Genomic DNA, 17,637 nt, shown 5'->3' with positions numbered 1-17,637 from the left:
GGCGCACATGTCACCGTGGCACTGCGCATGGATCCGCCGCTTTGCTCCGGCAAAATGCAACTTGCTTCCAGGTCATCAAAACCGCCGCGCAAAGGATCGGCCTTGATTACAGAACGAACGTTCTGTAATTTATGGAAATGGCACGGCCCCGAACTTATGACAGCGAGACGCTCGCCCTCAGAACCCTCAATGCCTTCTGGCAGGGCGGCTACCACACGACATCGATGGACGATCTGGTGCACGCCACGGGGGTCAGCCGCCACGGGATCTACAAGGAATTCGGCGGAAAGAAAGGCATGTTCCTGAAGTCGTTCGACCTTTACCGGACATCGATCGTCAGTCCGGCTTTCGAACGGGTCGAGAAAAGGACCGCGACGCTGGAAGACATTGCGGCCTATTTCGAACACCAGATCTCGCTCGCCGAAGCGAACGGGCTGCCCGGCCCCGGCTGTCTTGTCGCGAACGCGGCGACCGAGGTCGCCCCGCACGACGCGGACGTCCGAATCAAGGTCGATGCACACAACACGCGTCTCCTGGAGGGATTTGCGTCCGCAATCAGGAACTCGGCAGACGGTCTGTCGGTCCGCCGGTCGCGGCACCTCGCAGAAACCGTCCTCGTATTTGCCACTGGCCTCTGGTCGCTGTCGCGCGTGACCTCGGACGCGCAGCAATTGCGCCGGGTCGCAACCACCTTTTTGTCCCTGATGAAAGGAGCACTCAAGTGAATCTCCCAGGCAGGCTGCAGGCCGCGCAATCGGATGGCGGCACGATAGGGTTCGCCATTTTGTTGAACTTCGTCTGGATCAACCTCTCCGAGGTGTTCAGGTATTTCGTCTTCGTAAGACCGATGATGCAGGAAGCACTCCCGACGCTGCCCGATGTCGCGCCGATGAGCGTATCTGTGTTTCTGATCTGGGGGGTCTGGGACACGATCCTGGTGATTGCCGTGACCCTGGTCGCCGTACTCGCGCTCGAGCGGCTGGGCGGTTCGCCGAAAAACATCTTCAGGATCGCCACCGGCATCTGGGCCGGAATTTTTGTCATTCTCTGGCTTGGCCTTTTCAACATGAACCTGGCGACACCCGGCGTTCTGCTGGTCGCCTTGCCGCTTGCTTGGCTTGAGATGTTCGTGGCCGTTCACCTGGTTGCCTACGCCATGCGCCGGTCACAGTGACCGGGGCGCACAAACCGTCACATCCGGACTTCAGCCGAACCGCCCGGTTCGCGGCGTTACACTTGAAACGCCTTGCAAAAGCCAACGGCCGGAAAATTTAAGGGGACCTGATCACTTTCGCGGTGTCGAGCTCCCGGCCTGCCCGGCTGCAGCGAAGCACCGCGCGCGATGTTCGGGCGCAATTCAGTCCTGCTGGGGCGCTGGGATGGCGGACTTCGGAAAGCTTTGGAACCGAGAAACCTTGTCCGCCAGAGGGCTCATCTGGAAAAGAACGAACCTGAAAAAGGACGTCAGGAGGTGTTCAGAAAAAGCTGAAAACGGTGAAGATGAGATACAGGCTCAAGGCGACGGAACCCCAGTAGAGAAAGTTCTTCAGCAGCAGAAAATGGAGGTCGCCATTGCCGTTATTGTGCTTTGGCGCGGTTCCCAATTCCTTGCGCCACGCCTCAAGCACGGCGTCGTTTGACGTTTTTGCATGTGCAGACGGAAGCGTCACAATGCCGGAGAAGATACCGGGCGTGTCTTGAGAAACACCCCTTTGGCCACATCCGAAGTCGCCATCTCTGCCGGGCCGGGCGTTCATCATGGTCGAGAACACGTAGGAAGAAGACCTGGAATTCGCGAGGCTTTTAAGGAGCCGGCTAATCATTCTCATCAATCCTTACACCACAACGCCTGCATACCCGGATCAGAATCACACCCCAAGGCAGCTTTTCCTTGATTGACCGGGATGATTGACCCGGCAACCAAGTCCTTGAATAAAAGGTTGCCGAAACATCCTCCTTAATGCCCGCCGATCATCGGGCACGCGCAGACTCCAAATCCAATCGTCTAAACCTGACGATACATATTATGTGCACACGCACGGAGAGCGCTGTTATGCCTGAACCGAAAAAGGTGGTTTACGAAATCTTTAGGAAACCCATTGAATTCATGAACAAAAATTAACGATTACGCATTTTGCGCAAACGCCATCCCGTTTGACTGAAGCAAAAGCAGTGTGCCGGGCAAAGAAAGGTGTCTGCCGAGCACAACAGCTCAAGGCAAGCATTGAATGAAAACACGCGACACAGCGAGAACCCCGCCAGGGCAAGCACCCCTTAACGGACATCTCGGGCGTTTCCGGCCACTGCACCTGCTTTGCGCATCCAAGCCGTCAACACGCGCCGGAGTCGCTCTCGCAGGTCACCTCGGCAACAAACCTCGGACGTCTCACCTGGTTGTCGCTGAGCGTGAAAGTGCCGATAAGCTCGTTGATGAGCATCGGCGTATATTCAGCGCTTACCATGGCATAAATGACGGATTCGCCCTCCCCGATGTCCGGAAGATCCAGCTCATCCAGATCTGCCTGATCCAGTACGGCTTCGTCCACGTTGCTGCGGCTCCACACGAGTTCGAAATCCTCGTCCTCGTCGACATCGAAAATGTTGCGGATGCTCGCGACCACCACGGTGAACTCCGAATTGACAGAGTATTTGCCCGCAAGCGCTTCACCGATGGCAACCAGCTCGTCAAAGTCACCGTCGTCGATCGAGCCCCGGTCGCGCGTGACCAGGTCCACGACAACCCCCGTGACCTTGGACAGGGTCTTGTCGCCTCTGAACCCGTCATAGAACGAGACGACGTTGATCAGGACCAGGATCAGAAAGGGAAACACGAGCGCAAATTCGACGGCGGCTAGACCGCCACAGTCGCGCCAGAAGGATTTGGACCAGAAAAGCGTGTTCATGGACATGTCAGAATGGCTCGTTCAGGAAAGCTGTCGAGGAGATCAGCTCGAAGCGGTCGTTGGTCGTCTTCGCAAGGTTCAGGCCAAACCCGAGCCCCGGGGTCAACAGATCCACCGTCAGACAGACGCGCATGAAGACGATGCTGTTGCCCACCCCAGGATTGAAACTAACGGCAGGCGTCAGTTCCAGCGTGGAATCCCGGCACGCCGCATCGCTGGTCGGCAGGGAAGACATCGAGGTTATCTCCGTGAGTTCGACCGTGATTTCGTTTGTGCAGTTCGGTATCACGTCCGCCGTCACGCCGCAGACAGCCGCTTCGATGTCGGCCTGGGTGATGGATCCATCCGCGACGCCCGCCGACACTGCCCCCGTATAAACCTGCTTGGAAACCACATTGACGGCATGATCGACCATCGCCATGCGGGTGAGCAGAAGCCCGACTTCGAACAGCGAAAACAGCATCGCGAAGAAGACGGGTGCCAGCAGCGCGAACTCCACGGCGGTCGCGCCGGCCCGGTCACGGTTCAGCGCCCTGAACAGCCCCCGCCTGCCCCGCCATGACCCGCGCCCGCGCATCAGCCCGAAATCCTCAGGCTGTTGATCGACGCCGCAATGCCGTTGAAAGCGCTGTCGAGGTCGAAAGCGTCGACGTGATAGTAGTTGCTCGGCGTGCTTGCGCAATATTTCATGAGGGTATCCGGATCGGATCCGCCTGCAATCTGATACCCGATCGTATAGACAACGACGCTGTTGGCTCTCAAAGCCTCGCAGATTCTCTTGAAATAGGCGGTCGCGTTGTAAGACGTTGAGGAATCGACATCAGTTCCTCCCCCGACAACGATTTTTTGACGGTCTGCATTATTCAATATGTGCGGTTTTTCTGCGCTCGCCGGCGAAACCGGACGATCCTGCCCGGTTATCGCCCCATCGGTCATGATGATCGCGACCTTCATCGTGCCATCATCGTCGAAGTCCGCGGGGCGGTCGGTGAAATCCCCACCGAGGTCGCCCTTCAGGCTGGGGGACAGCGCTTTCGCTCCCCACATGACACCGATGTCCAAACCCGTGCCGTCCGACAGGGTCATGTCGTCAATCCGGTCTTTCAGATCGGATGCACTGTTGGAATTGAAAAGCGCTTCTGTATCGGATCTCGGGCACCAGTCGTTCTTCGCCCCGTACCGGGTGAAATTCGGCACCTGGGGCCGTGACCCGGACGGGATGGCCAGAAGATTGTAGTCGCTGTTCGTGTATTCGATGCAGGTGTTGCCGTGTGTGAACCTGAAAACCGAATGCGGAATAGTGTCTGCCGGCGCATAATTCACATCGCTCGGGTCGACGTTGGAGGAATCGGACGCAACCGGGACGGCCAGTTCGTCGAAGAGATCCGCGCCGATATTCACTGTCCCGCCGAACGGGATCAGGTTGATCGAGGTGTGATCGACCAGATCGCCGGCCAGCATGAGGTCAATGAAAGACTTGGATGCGCTTCTGAGATCGGCGACCTTTGCACCGCTCATGGAAGACGAAATGTCCAGAACCATGGAAATCTCGATATCGGTCTGCGACTGCACGGCAACCGATTTTGCATTCACGGTCTGGGAACTCATGCCGATCAGCGACAGGAACGGCGTCTTGAGGGTAACGCTCGCCGTGACTTCGAGCTCCCTGGAACTCTCCGTGTCCTCGAGCACTTTGGTCGTGTAGGAAAGCGTGTTCCAAGCCGTGCCGTCCGGCAGGTTGGCGTCCATATAGGCATCGACGACATCTTCCATGTCACCGCTTTGCGAGAGCGCGGCGGCAGCGAGGGTCGCGGAATCGAGCATGATCTGCAAACGCTCCTGCGTCGATGTCATTCGCAGGACATCGACACTGCCGCAGGCCGCAACGATCAAAGGCAGGGCGCAAAGCGCCGTCAGAATCGCGACATTGCCGGAATCATCACGACGAAACCGTGCCAGTCGCGGCGCAAAATTCGCAAATGGAGCCATCTCAATCTCACCAGCATTGTATTGCCAAGTACAGATGAAGACCCCATTCAACGCCTGTAATATAACTCTTACTTTTATTACATTAAAAGTCGATTAATGGAATTAAAAATCAATCCTGAAAAACAAAACAAAATAAATTGATTAATAATATCCTAATTTCAAGTAACTTACCTCATTGTATTCATACGCTCACTGAAAATCATCCTGAGGCTTGCACTCCGCGACATGATCACCATGCGAGGGTAAGCTTCTGAAATGCTGAAGTTTTCGCGATTTTTTTCAGTCACTTGCAATGTTTCCGGCAGAGAAACACGCTCCCGCAAGGGTCATTCGGGGGGCTGAGTTCGGAAAGACGCTTAAGCTTTCGTTCAGGAGTTCTAGTTCATTTTGCTTACGCCTGAAGAAAACACAACCTGCAATGCATACGCTTGATCTATGCAGAAAAAGTCTTCCCGGCACCGGCAGAAGGCCTGACGGGCGCATCGCCATCGAAACCGGTTGGCTGCATCGGATAACATGCAAATTGCCGATTCAGGTATGTCGTTTGCGCAACTTGATGGCGGAGGCCGCGGAATTGCCCCACCACCTGGTTCCCGCAGAAAACGGAACACGATAATCGCACGCATCGGCGCAGCCCCGGCGCTCCGACACGCACGAATGAACCGGTTGTTGATTCGCCGATATCCAGGTACCTGGCCCACTTTTTCCGCAAAAGCCGCCCGGACAAGCTAATCCTGCAAGTTATGCTGATGTTATAAACGAAAATTATATTATCATTAGTTTGATTTATATATTTGTTTACCGACAAACGGTCTTCTTTGCTGACATCAGCCTCAACGGAAGCACCGACATGACAGACGAAACACTGGAAGAACGTTTGGCCTTCAACAGGATCGACAAAGGAACGATTACACTGCTCAGGGAGAACGCGGCGACAATCCTGTGCATTCTCCCCGGCGTGCTGGACGGTTTCTACGTCCATATCGGCGAAGTTTCCGAAACGAGAGCGTTCTTTCGTGATGAAGCACACATGCGGCATGCCAAACAGAAGCAGCTGGAACACTGGCAAATCATCGCGGAAGGCCGGTTCGACAGCGATTATGTTGCCTCCGTGACCCGCATCGGAGAAGTCCACAATCAGCTGGGCCTCGAACCGCGCTGGTACATCGGCGGCTACAACTTCCTGGTCACCGGCGTCGTTGACGCGATTTCACGGACGATGCCGGTGGGATACACAGCGGGAAAACGGCGGGCGTACCTCCGCCGGCTGCAGACCGCTGTGATCCGGGCATCCATGCTCGACATGGACTATGCCATCGACGTCTACCTCAAGGCCGGGATCCGGGATCGGCACGAAACGCTGGAGCGCCTCGCAGCACAATTCGAAGAGTCCGTTGGCGGAATCGCCTCGAGCGTTGCCAGTGCCGCCGGCGGCTTGTCGGACGCGTCCCGGGAGCTCCAGGACGGAGCTCAGGAAACCTCGGGAAACATTGCCGCTGTTTCCGCCGCAGCCGAAGAAACGGCGTCGAACGTACAGACCGTGGCGGCTGCGACGGAAGAAATGGCCGCGTCCGTGACCGAGATCACCCGGCAGATTGCAAACTCGACGGATCTGTCGTCCAAGGCCGTGGAAGGCATGCGGGCCACCAATGGCAAGGTGGACCTGCTGACGTCGTCATCGCAGGTGATCGGCGAAATCGTCAGTCTCATCAGCGATATTGCGGAAAGAACAAATCTTCTCGCGCTCAATGCGACCATCGAGGCAGCCCGCGCAGGCGGTGCCGGCAAGGGGTTTGCCGTCGTCGCTTCGGAAGTCAAGCAGCTGGCGGAACAGACGGCCAAGGCAACAGCCGAGATCGAGACACAGGTTGCCAGCATTCAGGGAGCCACCACCGATGCGGCCGCGTCGATCTCATCCATCAGCAAGATCATCGAGGAAACGCATGTGATCTCCGCGGCCATCGCCTCGGCCGTGGAGGAGCAGGACACGGCCACGCAGGAGATCGCGCGAAACGTTGAGGAAGCCGCCAAGGGGACGCAGGACCTGTCCCGCAACGTTTCGGCCGTGAGCAAGGCCGCCGAGACCACCGGCATGTCTTCCAGCCAGATCTCCGGCTCCGCCGCACAATTGTCGGAACAGTCCGGCAGTCTGAAGGTGGAGGTCGACAATTTCCTGAAATCGGTTCGATCCGCCTGAGGTTCACGCCGCCCGACCCGCGGACCGTTCTCTGCCGGATGCGCAACCGCGCGCGGACCAACAAGACCCGATCGGGCAGTCTGCACCTCCTTCGAAACGTCCCGGCCGCTTCCCCAATCGTTTCAAGGCCGTTCGCGTGGTCGGCGCGGAGTTCCCTGTCTTGCTTTTTGTCCCTGTGCCAGGGCCACCAGGGACACCGCCCCGAAGACAAAGACCAGATAGGACAGCAGTGGTGCAGCCCCGAGCAGGACCAGCCACCAGAACGAGATACTGACGACGCCGACTGCCTTGAGCACAGCAAGGCCGAAGCATGCCGCCCAGTAAGCGTAAATTCCTTTTGCGTAGGTCACGATTGTCTTTCCTCAACGCTGTCGGGGGAAGCAGGCTTTCGGGAACCGGACATCTGCAAAGCAGGTCGCGGCGCAGACGCGGAATGCGGGTCATGAGCCCGCCTCGCGATGAGCTTGCCGTCCGGGCTGCAGAAAGGCGGACCGGGCTGGGTTGCCACTGCGGAGGCCGGCGGCGGAAAACGCTGTTGTGACAGCGGGCCCAAACGCTTCGCTGTTCGATCAGCGCCCCATGCGGTTGTAAAAGGGAAAACAGAGGGAACCGGCCGGACGCGAAACCGGCGAGCGGCATCCAGATCCGGAACGGGTTCGCCAGGAATGGTCTTCGTTGAGAGCCGGCGGTTTCGCGTTCTGTGCGGACGGCACCAAAGCAGCCAACATGAACAGATCATCAATGGACGTCTTTCGTTTAGACGTCCCCCACACAGGGTCTGGATAGTCGACTGCGATTAAGATTGGATGAAATGGAACCGGAAAAATCGAACGGTTCATCCGGTACGTGAACGGATTGCGGAAACAGAGACGGCAGCAGCGGACGCATTTTGAGACACCGGATTCTGGACACGTATGCTGTGTTTTGCATCGCCGGGAGCGCCCGCAGTTTTTACAGGGGATTCGCAACATAATATTGCGCAACCTGCATTAACAACCAGTGATTTATCCATGATTGCATACACGGACATTCTCAGGGCTTCGTCCGGACCTGAGAACTCTGGCGATGATGACTATTGGATATTCAAATGTTGAATGGAAAACTTCCAAAGCAAAATATGCAGGCAACCGAAGTTATCGCACTCCGCAAGTGCATTGAATGCCTCCACTTCGCAAACGCGGATGCAAGGTTCGCATCAGCACGAAACCCGACGCGCGGGAAATCCTATGTCGCCGCGCGGGCGCTTCTCGATTACCTTGGAGGAAAGAAACGCGGTTACAGGCTGATGCGCGCCGTCGACCAGCACAACGTGCCGCATTACTGGGTGGCCAGTTCGAATGATGCGATCCTCGACCCGACAAAGGCACAGTATGAGGTCATGGGAGAGTTTCCACCCTATACAGCTGGAATATCAGTCAGTTACAGGCCCAAGAACAAGCACAGGACGCTGCTTGCGGCAATGAGACGGCTCAAGGTCGCCTAACCCCGTCAGTTGCACGGGTGGAACCGGTCCTCACGATAAACGGCGGAAAATTCAATACGCGATGTATTGCACGCGGTGTTTTTTTCACCGCCCTTGATTTGAAAGGCGCAGCTCCTTGATGCGCCTGTGCGGCCCGCAAACGATATTCAGCGCAATCATCCGGCAAAACGCGATCGCCGAATCCGTTGCCGCTCGTCCGCCTCGCCACAGCGCCGGATCTTGCGTATCGGGTGCGACCTGGGTGGCGGACGCCTCGGAAAGTCAGCCTGTCTCTCTGCGAATGAAGAATCACTTTCCCAAAACACCACAGATCTCGACACAACCGGGCAGCAACCAATTGTTGCGCAAGTCGCATAACCGGCTGAATTTCTTCCAACTACTGTCGCACCAGAACGGGCATTGGCAGCACAGTTTCCAGGGTGCCCACCGCGCCCCTGCATGCAACTGAGCTGCCTTGCATACTTGTGAACCGATCGGGTGTTCAGCCACAGACAGACATCGGCTTGCAGGGATGTTTGATCAGGACGAGACAAGGGAAGGCGCCGATGCGCGACGTTGAAATTTTTTCGACCTGTATTTTCCAGCCGCACAAGCGCGAAGGAGACCGGGACGCCCACCTTCTGTTCTGGTTCATTATCCGTCAGAACGAAATGGACAAGCTGGCAGCCATACGTGTCTACGGTGTCTCCGCCCACGAAAAAGACCGGGCGCGGGAAAATGCGTTTCAGCGTTTCAAGGAAGAGCACCCCGAATTTGCCATGGTTCCAATCGTTGCTCTCGACACGGAGACACCCGCAACAAGGTGATGCGCGGGTTTACCACCGAAACCGCAGCCGGAAGGACATCCCCGTCGGCTCTGCGCAGGGTTCAGGGTCCCGTTGCACTAGGGGCGGAGCGCATCCGCCAGAGCAGCCCGTTACGCCGCTTTGATTTCTTCCAGGAACGCGTCCACTTCCACCTTCAGCTGAGCCGCCTGGCCGGAGAGCTCGGCAGCCCTCATCGTGACCTCATTCGCCGCGGCCCCCGTTTCCAGAGAGGCCATGCTGATCCCTGACACGGTCTCGGACACGGCATCCGTTCCCCTGGAAGCCTCGGTGATGTTTTGAGCGATTTCCCGCGTTGCCGTGTTCTGCTGATCCAGGGCTGAGGCAATCTCGAGCGTCGTTTCATTGATGGTCGAGATCGTGCCACCGATGTCCGCTACCGAGGTGACCGAAGCGCGCGTCTGGTCCTGTATCTCCCTGACCAGGCCGGCAATACCGTCCGTGGCTTTCGCTGTTTCATTTGCCAGCGCCTTGACTTCGCTGGCAACCACCGCGAACCCCTTCCCGGCATCACCGGCGCTCGCCGATTCAATCGTCGCGTTCAACGCGAGCAGGTTCGTCTGTCCTGCGATCTTGGAAATCATCGATATCACTTCACCGATCTTTTCTGCAGTCTGCGCGAGGCGATCGATTTGTGCCTCTGTTTTGGAGACTTCGTCGACAGCTTGCCTGGAAATCTCCGATGCTCGCGAAATCCGCGCGCTTATTTCTGCAATGGAGCTGGACAGTTCTTCCGTTGAGCCGGAGACGGCAGAAACATTTGTCGTTGCTTCTTCTGTTGCGGCTGCGACGGAGGTTGTCTGGTTGCCGGTTTCTTCCGCGATGCTCGACATGGACTGCGCTGTCGTTTCAAGTTCCGCTGATGCAAGCGACAAGGTGTCGACGATCGTACCGACTTTCGCAATGAACCGGTTCGAAGCCTCTGCAAGTTTTTTCTGTCGGGCAGCCTCGTTCTCGCGCTCCTGCGCCTGTGCCTCCTCGAGTTCGCGGGTCCGGATCATCCGCTCGCGGAAAGTCTGATAAGCCGTGGCGACGGCGCCGATCTCGTCGCGGTGGCGAACCGCGACCTCCCTCGAAAAATCACCTTCGATCAGGGCGTCTATCCCCGCGACAACTTCGCTCAGCGGACCGGTGATTGCCCGCCTGCTCAGCAGCATCGCCAGGCCGAGCGACGCAAGAAGGACGATGCTCGAAATCAGCAGAATGCTTTGAACGGCGAATCGTTCGGCTTCCAGTGCGCTCTGAGCCGCTTCAAGGGTGAAGACGGCGAGGTCCGCGACCATGGCTTCAAGCGCATGGTTCAGGTTGTCCTCGATCGATTCGATGTCCTTGTGAAGGCTCAGGGCATCGTCCAACTGTCCGGCGTCGATCAATTCATAGGCACGTAGCGCCCGTTCGTTGAAGGTCTTGTGTTCGTCCGCGATTGCATCGAAGGAAACCTGGATCCTCCGGAATTCGCGTTTTGATTTGTCCGAAATCGCCGATTCTTCGGCTGCCTTTGCAAGCTTTTGCGCTTGGGAGATCTCCTCATGCACATCAACAGCGTATGCAAGGAAAGACCTGCGCGCGTCATCGAACGCCTGCCGCGCTTCAAGATTTCGCTCAAGACTGAATCCCGCCAGCAGCGAACGCTCCAGGCTGATGGATTGTTCCAACTGATGTGTCGTGATTTCAGTCACGGCATTCGTCAGAGGCACATCCCTGTTTGCGACGTCGTCGATCAACGAGCCAATGTTGACGAGCTGCCACAACGAGATCCCGGACACGAGAACCAGGCCCGCGAGGCACATGGCGACAAGCCCGACGATCTTGGCTCCGATGCTCAAGGACGATTTATGTGCGAGGTGACCTGGCTGATTTGAAACAGAAGACTGCTGCATGTGCCGCTCCGAAAAATTCTGGAAGAAGTCGCGGTATCACCGGGACTTTGGAAGGGACGGGATGGAGGCATGAGACATTTCCGAGCGGCCCCCGCAGCATTTGCCGGGGAGCCTTACTGGGCGAAAGTGACAAGAGACCGTCAAGGGCTGGCGCAACCGGAGGGCAACCGGTGCGACCGGGCACTCAGCCTTGGCTCTCGAATCGGGTTGGAACCGGAAAAACGTGCTGGTTGCAATGGAGCATTTGCTGGGGGTACCCGCAGCCGCCCTTGGAACACCAGGTCATTTGGAGGAAGCAGATTGTCGCTGATCATTCCCGGACGTCTCGTATCTTGGACGTCCCCCACACAGGATTCACGCTACCGTTTGAATACTGAAAATAGGGTAAACACTTTGGGCCCGGCCAGGTCCGGCGCGAAACGGCAACCGTTCCGTTGACAGAATCGAAGCACATCGTTCGTCTCGAAACAGGAAGATTAGACAGCCGCGTGTGAAAATAAGCCGGCAAAACATTACGTGAACGCGGAACAGACCGGTCCATGTAGCGTGCTCCCGCGGCGGTGAAAGCGTTGCGGCCCGGGGCACCCATTCGCTCCGGGCCGGCCCATTCGAACCGGCTGCGGGTCCGGTCAGTCGATTGTTCAGGCCGGCCGGCCAGTTATCCTGCAAGAGCTTGGTGCGGCCCGGTCAGCCGGGTGGCATGTTCGCGCGTCTGCGAGGGCAGTTCACCGAAGTGTTTGCCATAGTAGGACGTGAATCTGCTCCACTCCCAAAATCCTTCCTGTGCCGCAATGTTTCCGATGGACTCGCGATCAAACTTTCCATCCCTGAGTTTTTGCCGCGCGTTGTGCAACCGAACAAGGCGCGCATAAGACAGCGGTCCCATGCCGACCCGTTCAGCGAAGGCCTGTTCAACGGACCGCTTCGAGCCGAGCTCGAAGATCGCGTGCTGATTGTTGCCAGTCAGGTTGTGTGGATTTTGCCGGACGATACGATGCGCTTTCGCAAAGCGTTCGAGGGCAGCCGATCTTCTCGGGACGTGGAAGCTCCCCTTTTTCAGCCATTCAAGAGACAGGGAATTTGCAATGTTCGAGACGGCAAGATGATCCAGGGTTTGGAGGTGTTTCTGAGCGCACTGCTCTGCGTCATTGCGCAGTTTCAGCAACGCGTCGCTCACGAACCGGCTGGCCAGAACCTGCGAGCAGATTGTTTCACCGTTGGAGGCAAGGGTCTCGAACCAGACAGCGATCTCAGGCAGAAGACTGTCGCTCCGCAACAGCGTCTCACGGTCCACAGTCACGATCAACAGCGGAAATTTTGCCGGCAAAACGGCAACCGCCTCTCCGCGTGGCGGCAACACGAACACCCAGGAAGCCTCTGCCGCCTGTCCAAAAACCGCATGCGCGCCGGCGCTGTCCGGACAGATGCAAAAGACGAAGTTGTTTGCATCGGCGACAATGTGCTGCTCGACGGTTTGATTGCAAACCGACAGCTGAACGGCCACTTTTCCGGACACCACCCGTACCAGCTGGCCCTTGAAACCACCTTCGCTCAGCTGCATCAATCTGGCGCCGATGCCACTGTAGAGGCTTGCATGATGGTCGAAGTCGTCAGTTTCGAAACGTTCGGCAGTCAAGTCCGTCAGGTCGATCCTCTCAAGAGAGCCCATGTTTTCCTGTATGACCAGATCATTCATCGCCGTTCTTCCGCGTCAGTTGGTTATCGCGACACAACTCCGACTGGGATCTTGCACGAGATGCCGCACGTCAGCGTCTTCAGCTGACGAAACGCGTATCTGCAAGTATCTGGCAAACAAGGAGAAGTTGAACGACGAACGCACCGGAACACTGCCGTTTGGCATCATCGCTCCCCCGACATCATGTTGCCAATACAACCAGGATGTGCCAAGGTCGATAAGGCCACCCACCCAGGTGGCACGGCGCTGAACAGGTGTGGGGGACCTTTTGCGCCAGACCCCGTGTTACTCCTGGGCGGGTGGGTTCGTCCGACACGATCGATCACCGTAAGTCAGCGAGGGGTAGCACCTTGCTGACAATTGCGACCGGCGCACCGGAAGTCTTTGACCACTCATCCGCAACACACGCGTTTGAGCAGTTTCGTCAGTTCGCGTCACAAGTGGCGCGACACGAACTGACGCTGGGTGCCTTTGTTGCGAGCAGAGGCACCAGTGTTTCTAGTCCACAGCATCCAGAACCCGCCAAACGGGATCCTTCTCGTTGGCCCGAAAGGCGGACAATCCGCGACAGACAAAAGACGAGGTTTCCGGCTCCGAGGCCTGCAGGCTTTCCGCATCGCGGCTCGCGGCTGCCTGCCCCTGAGAGAGACCTTGATTGTCCTGAAATCTCTCCCGCCTGCCTGAAAGAACTGCTTTCTCCAGCAAGCTTTGAAAGGCACAGGCGTCGGCGTTGACGAAAATTCCGTATTTGGGTGACAGGATCCGGAAGGGCGTCCCGACTGTTGCCACCGTCAGCGATAATGCGCCATCTGCCGTCAACAAGATCACTCTCCAGTTCGTGAAACGTTGACCAAGTTTTACGGGATTCCGGCGTTGAAGCGTTATGCAGAAACCGAATGCCTCACGCTGCCATCACTTGAGCTTAATTGTTTAAAATCAATAGCTTGAGAATTATCGTGAGCGAATTGCGAAATTCTGAGATTAACACAACATTAACGATGCTCAGGAGCGCGTTTCGTGAGCGTGAATCGTGCGGGCCAGGCAGAGGCGGCACCGGCTCATTCAGGACGGACCGGTAAGAGAAGGCAGGTCACGCTCTTGCGTGCAGAAGCGCAGTATCTGCTCGGACACGAAACGTTCACAGTGTGGCCGGCAGGCCCGTCCACGTCTGCGTTTCTGAGGGAAACGGGGAAAAGGCCTTTTACTCGCGCAAAAACCCGGTTACATCCTGCACGCAAGGTGTGGGACCGGACCGGCTCGATTGGATTCCGGAATTTGCAGACAGCAAGTTCGGCGCCCTCGGGCTCGATTGTTGAGGAAACGACGTGACCATCCACACCCCCGGGCGCTTTCGCCCTACAACTGTTTGCGCCAGGCTGGCGCACGGCTTGATTGCCTCGGCATGCATAGTCTTGTCCGCAATCGGCGGAGCGGCTTCACAGGACAGAACCGTCACGATTGCCGCATGGGCCGACTACATCCCGCCGGAGGTCATTTCCGGTTTTGAAGCAAAAACAGGGATCGACGTCGTCTACGACACGTTCGACTCTCTGGAAATTCTGGAAACGAAACTCCTGACAGGTGGCTCCGGATACGATCTGGTCCTGCCGTCCGCCCTCGTTGCCAACAGGCTGATCCAGGCGGGCGCGCTTCAGAAGCTGGACAGGGAAAAGCTCGGCAACCATGCGAACCTGGATCCGGACATTCTGGCGTTTCTGGCAAAACACGACGAAGGCAACCGGTACGGCGTTCCCTATCTGTGGGGCACGACGGGCATACTCTATAATCCGGCGCTCGTGTCCGACCGGTTGGAAAATGCGCCTGTCGGCAGCCTGGACATTCTGTTCAATCCGGCGATTGCGGCACATTTCGCCGATTGCGGTATCGCCATGATCGACTCTCCCGAGGAGGTCGTCGCGATCGCGCTGAACTATCTGGGACTTGATCCCTTCACCGACAGCCCTGCCGACCTGGAAAAGGCGGAAGCCCTCTTGACGTCGGTCAGACCATACATTCGGCACTTCCGGACCGGTGCACTCATCAATGATCTGGCGGACGGCGACCTGTGCCTGGTTCTGGGGTGGAGCGGTGATGCCGGTCTTGCCCACGCGCGCGCGCTCGAAGCCGGCAACGGCGTCGAAGTCGCGTATTCCATCCCCGTGGAGGGAACCGAAGTCTTCTTCGACTTCCTGTCAATCCCGGTGGATGCGCCCAACCCTGAACATGCGCACGCGTTCATGAACTACATGATGGAACCGGCAGCCATCGCCGAGGTCACCAATCAGTACTTCTATCCCAACGGCAACAGGGCCGCTTTCGAATACGTGGCCGAGGAGGTCAGGAACGACCCGAATGTCTATCCGCCGGAAGAGCTGATGGACAAACTGTTCCCCAACCTTCCGCGCGACCACAGGACCCTGCGCTTGCTGACCAGGAGCTGGACGCGGTTCAAGACGGGCAGCTAGGTGTTTGGCGGGCCCTGATCGCTGCCGTTGGGTTCAGGGCCATAGCCAGTCTCCTCGCCGGAGGCGATGCGGGCGGACCGTTCGGAATCCGTTTTGCAGGACGACGACAATTTGCGACATTTCGGGCACTTGAAAGGAAATTGCGCGCACATAAGTCTGAACGACTTGTTGAAAGAGGACGGCACTTTCGATGCAAACTGCGACCTCCGCTGAAAGCCAGGTCCCGGCTGTTCTGGCGGGACCTATCCTGCGGAAGACCCTCCCCGACCGGCTGTGCTTCTGGCTGGCGGTGCGCGCACCCGCGTCTGTCAGGCTGGAACTCTTCCCTCCGGACGCTCCGGTACAGACCCACGAGTTGGAGCCCCACTCGCAGGAGCTGGCGTGCCTGAAGGCCGGGGAGCAGCTCTGCTACCTCATGATCGACCTGCACCTCGAAACGGCGCTACCGAAGGAAACGCTGGTCGGTTACCGGCTGAGCCTGAAGCTGAGCGACGATCCTGCCGGCGCCTGGCAGGACCACGAGGCCTGGGCGGAAGATCTCTGTTACCCGGGATGGGATACGCCCTTCCTTCGGGTTCCCGACAAGGTGTCTTCCGTCATGCACGGGTCTTGCCGGAAACCTCACAGCCGGTGCTCGGACGGACTTGTTGCAGCCGACCGTCTCGTCGCCGGCCTCCTGACTTCGCCGGATGCCGCCGACCGCATCGCGAACACCCTGCCCGAATTGCTCGTTCTGAGTGGCGACCAGGTTTACGTCGACGACGTCGCCGGTCCGATGCTGCAGGCGATCATGTTTCTTACCGGAGCCCTCGGCCTGCCCGACGAGACCTTTGACGGGCCCGAAGAGGGGCTGCCAAACTCGGGCACGCAGCTCCGCGAAACCGGCGGATGTCTCTATCACCGGGACCGGCTGCTGCCCAGGATCGACCAGAAGAGCACGGTGTTCGACGTCCTTTTTGGCGGCACCAACAAGCCGGTCTTCACCTCGGCGCATGCGCGCAATCATCTGATTACACTCGGCGAAATGCTCTGCATGTATCTTCTGGTCTGGTCACCGGCAGCCTGGCGGATCCTGCCCGGCTTCACGGTGCCCGAGAGCCTGGACGACAAGGACAGGGACATGTATGCCCGGGAGCAGGACACCCTGCGTGATTTTGTCGAAGGCCTGTCCGGCGTGCGCCGGTTGCTCGCCCATTTGCCGACCGCAATGATTTTTGACGATCACGATGTCACGGATGACTGGAACCTGTCGCTGGCCTGGGAAGACGCCGCCTATGCACACCCGTTGTCGCGGCGTGTGATCGGCAATGCGCTGATCGCATACGGGATCAATCAGGGTTGGGGAAACCGGCCTGCAAGGATCCGCGAGGACCTTGAACATCTCTTCGAGACAGCGCTTGCACAACCCGGGTCGGGCGCGCACGAGGCAGTGATCGACCAGATCCTCGGTTACGAGAAATGGGACTTCGTCTGGCCGACCGACCCGCCGCTTATCGCGCTGGACACGCGCACCCGGCGCTGGCGATCCGAACGAAACGCGCATTACCCGTCCGGTCTTCTCGACTGGGAGGCGGCAACGGACCTGCAGACCCACCTGAAGGGACAGGATGCGGTCCTGCTCGTATCGGCGGCCCCCATCTTCGGTGTGAAGCTGATCGAGGTGGTGCAGAAGTTCTTCACCCTGATCGGCAAACCCCTCATGGTCGATGCGGAATACTGGATGGCGCACCCGGGCACCGCCAGCGCGATCCTGAACATCTTTCAGCACCGCGACACGCCGAAGCATTTCGTGATCCTGTCCGGTGATGTGCACTATTCCTTTGTCTATGACGTGGAGCTGCGCAATGGCCATTCCGCGCGTCATCGCACTGCGCCAGTTGGTCCGAAGATCTGGCAGATCTGCTCCAGCGGGATCAAGAACAAGTGGCCCGACAGGCTGATCGCGGTACTGGACCGTGGAAACCGGCTGGCTTTTTCGCCAAGGTCACCGCTCAATTGGCTGACGAAGCGCCGCGGCATGCGGATCATTCCGAGGAAGCCGCACGGAACGCCTGGCGGCAGAAGGATTTTGAATGCGTCGGGCATTGGTGTCGTGGAATTGGACAACCAGGGTGCGCCGACACAGATCCTTCAGGTCACGGCCGACGGAAAAAGCCATGCATTCGAACGCAGGGAGGCAGAAGCCCGGCTGGACTGAGAA

General features: G+C 58.0%; 15 protein-coding genes. 7 read left to right on the top strand and 8 right to left on the bottom strand.

The features are described 5' to 3' along the window. Positions 1–137: 137 nt before the first annotated feature. Both ACO08A_RS17485 and ACO08A_RS17480 read left to right on the top strand, forming a co-directional pair. The gene (locus ACO08A_RS17485; RefSeq protein ID WP_422037253.1) at positions 138–725 is read left to right on the top strand and encodes a TetR/AcrR family transcriptional regulator; all 588 of its coding nucleotides are present in this window, start codon (positions 138–140) and stop codon (positions 723–725) included. Then, a complete protein-coding gene (locus tag ACO08A_RS17480; protein ID WP_422037252.1) occupies positions 722–1,174 on the top strand; it encodes a hypothetical protein in 453 nt (150 codons plus the stop codon). Before ACO08A_RS17485 ends, ACO08A_RS17480 begins: the two co-directional genes overlap by 4 nt. A 301-nt stretch (positions 1,175–1,475) precedes the next feature. On the opposite strand, the gene ACO08A_RS17475 is transcribed toward ACO08A_RS17480, so the two are convergent. The 4 genes from ACO08A_RS17475 to ACO08A_RS17460 form a co-directional block, all read right to left on the bottom strand. Then, positions 1,476–1,823 (bottom strand): hypothetical protein, encoded by a 348-nt coding sequence (locus tag ACO08A_RS17475; RefSeq protein WP_422037251.1) that lies wholly within the window; start codon positions 1,821–1,823, stop codon positions 1,476–1,478. A 507-nt stretch (positions 1,824–2,330) separates the two neighbouring features. After that, on the bottom strand, positions 2,331–2,903 hold the full coding sequence (locus ACO08A_RS17470) for a TadE/TadG family type IV pilus assembly protein (protein ID WP_422037250.1): 573 nt from the start codon (positions 2,901–2,903) through the stop codon (positions 2,331–2,333). A 7-nt stretch (positions 2,904–2,910) separates the two neighbouring features. Beyond that, entirely contained in the window at positions 2,911–3,480 is a 570-nt protein-coding gene (locus tag ACO08A_RS17465) for a TadE/TadG family type IV pilus assembly protein (RefSeq protein WP_422037249.1), read from the bottom strand. Further along, positions 3,480–4,892, bottom strand: a complete 1,413-nt coding sequence (locus tag ACO08A_RS17460) for a pilus assembly protein TadG-related protein (protein ID WP_422037248.1) — start codon at positions 4,890–4,892, stop codon at positions 3,480–3,482. The genes ACO08A_RS17465 and ACO08A_RS17460 overlap by 1 nt, the downstream gene beginning before the upstream one ends. Positions 4,893–5,742: 850 nt before the next feature. Here ACO08A_RS17460 and ACO08A_RS17455 point away from each other — a divergent pair. Next, positions 5,743–7,089: a methyl-accepting chemotaxis protein gene (locus ACO08A_RS17455; RefSeq protein ID WP_422037247.1), complete on the top strand. Its 1,347-nt coding sequence runs from the start codon at positions 5,743–5,745 to the stop codon at positions 7,087–7,089. A 122-nt stretch (positions 7,090–7,211) separates the two neighbouring features. Here ACO08A_RS17455 and ACO08A_RS17450 read toward each other — a convergent pair whose 3' ends face one another. Beyond that, positions 7,212–7,439, bottom strand: a complete 228-nt coding sequence (locus tag ACO08A_RS17450; protein WP_422037246.1) for a hypothetical protein — start codon at positions 7,437–7,439, stop codon at positions 7,212–7,214. Between the two features lie 767 nt (positions 7,440–8,206). On the opposite strand from ACO08A_RS17450, the gene ACO08A_RS17445 reads away from it, so the two are divergent. Both ACO08A_RS17445 and ACO08A_RS17440 read left to right on the top strand, forming a co-directional pair. Next, the gene (locus ACO08A_RS17445; RefSeq protein WP_421979280.1) at positions 8,207–8,572 is read left to right on the top strand and encodes a hypothetical protein; all 366 of its coding nucleotides are present in this window, start codon (positions 8,207–8,209) and stop codon (positions 8,570–8,572) included. A 545-nt stretch (positions 8,573–9,117) separates the two neighbouring features. After that, entirely contained in the window at positions 9,118–9,378 is a 261-nt protein-coding gene (locus tag ACO08A_RS17440; protein ID WP_422037245.1) for a hypothetical protein, read from the top strand. A 110-nt stretch (positions 9,379–9,488) separates the two neighbouring features. On the opposite strand, the gene ACO08A_RS17435 is transcribed toward ACO08A_RS17440, so the two are convergent. The 3 genes from ACO08A_RS17435 to ACO08A_RS17425 all read right to left on the bottom strand — a co-directional run bounded on the left by ACO08A_RS17435 (position 9,489) and on the right by ACO08A_RS17425 (position 13,794). After that, positions 9,489–11,276, bottom strand: coding sequence for a methyl-accepting chemotaxis protein (locus ACO08A_RS17435; protein ID WP_422037244.1), 1,788 nt, complete (start codon positions 11,274–11,276; stop codon positions 9,489–9,491). 658 nt (positions 11,277–11,934) lie between these two features. Beyond that, a complete protein-coding gene (locus ACO08A_RS17430; protein ID WP_422041773.1) occupies positions 11,935–12,162 on the bottom strand; it encodes a helix-turn-helix domain-containing protein in 228 nt (75 codons plus the stop codon). Between the two features lie 1,308 nt (positions 12,163–13,470). After that, positions 13,471–13,794: a hypothetical protein gene (locus ACO08A_RS17425; RefSeq protein ID WP_422037243.1), complete on the bottom strand. Its 324-nt coding sequence runs from the start codon at positions 13,792–13,794 to the stop codon at positions 13,471–13,473. A 590-nt stretch (positions 13,795–14,384) separates the two neighbouring features. Between ACO08A_RS17425 and ACO08A_RS17420 the strand changes: the two genes are divergently transcribed. Both ACO08A_RS17420 and ACO08A_RS17415 read left to right on the top strand, forming a co-directional pair. Next, positions 14,385–15,437 (top strand): polyamine ABC transporter substrate-binding protein, encoded by a 1,053-nt coding sequence (locus ACO08A_RS17420; RefSeq protein ID WP_422037242.1) that lies wholly within the window; start codon positions 14,385–14,387, stop codon positions 15,435–15,437. Positions 15,438–15,627: 190 nt separating this feature from the next. Next, on the top strand, positions 15,628–17,634 hold the full coding sequence (locus tag ACO08A_RS17415) for an alkaline phosphatase family protein (RefSeq protein WP_422037241.1): 2,007 nt from the start codon (positions 15,628–15,630) through the stop codon (positions 17,632–17,634). Positions 17,635–17,637: the final 3 nt, after the last annotated feature.

This window comes from Roseibium sp. (genome assembly GCF_965232425.1).
Classification (GTDB): Bacteria; Pseudomonadota; Alphaproteobacteria; order Rhizobiales; family Stappiaceae; genus Roseibium.
Note: the sequence above shows the minus strand (reverse complement) of the source record. Positions and strands in the feature narration are given on the sequence as shown.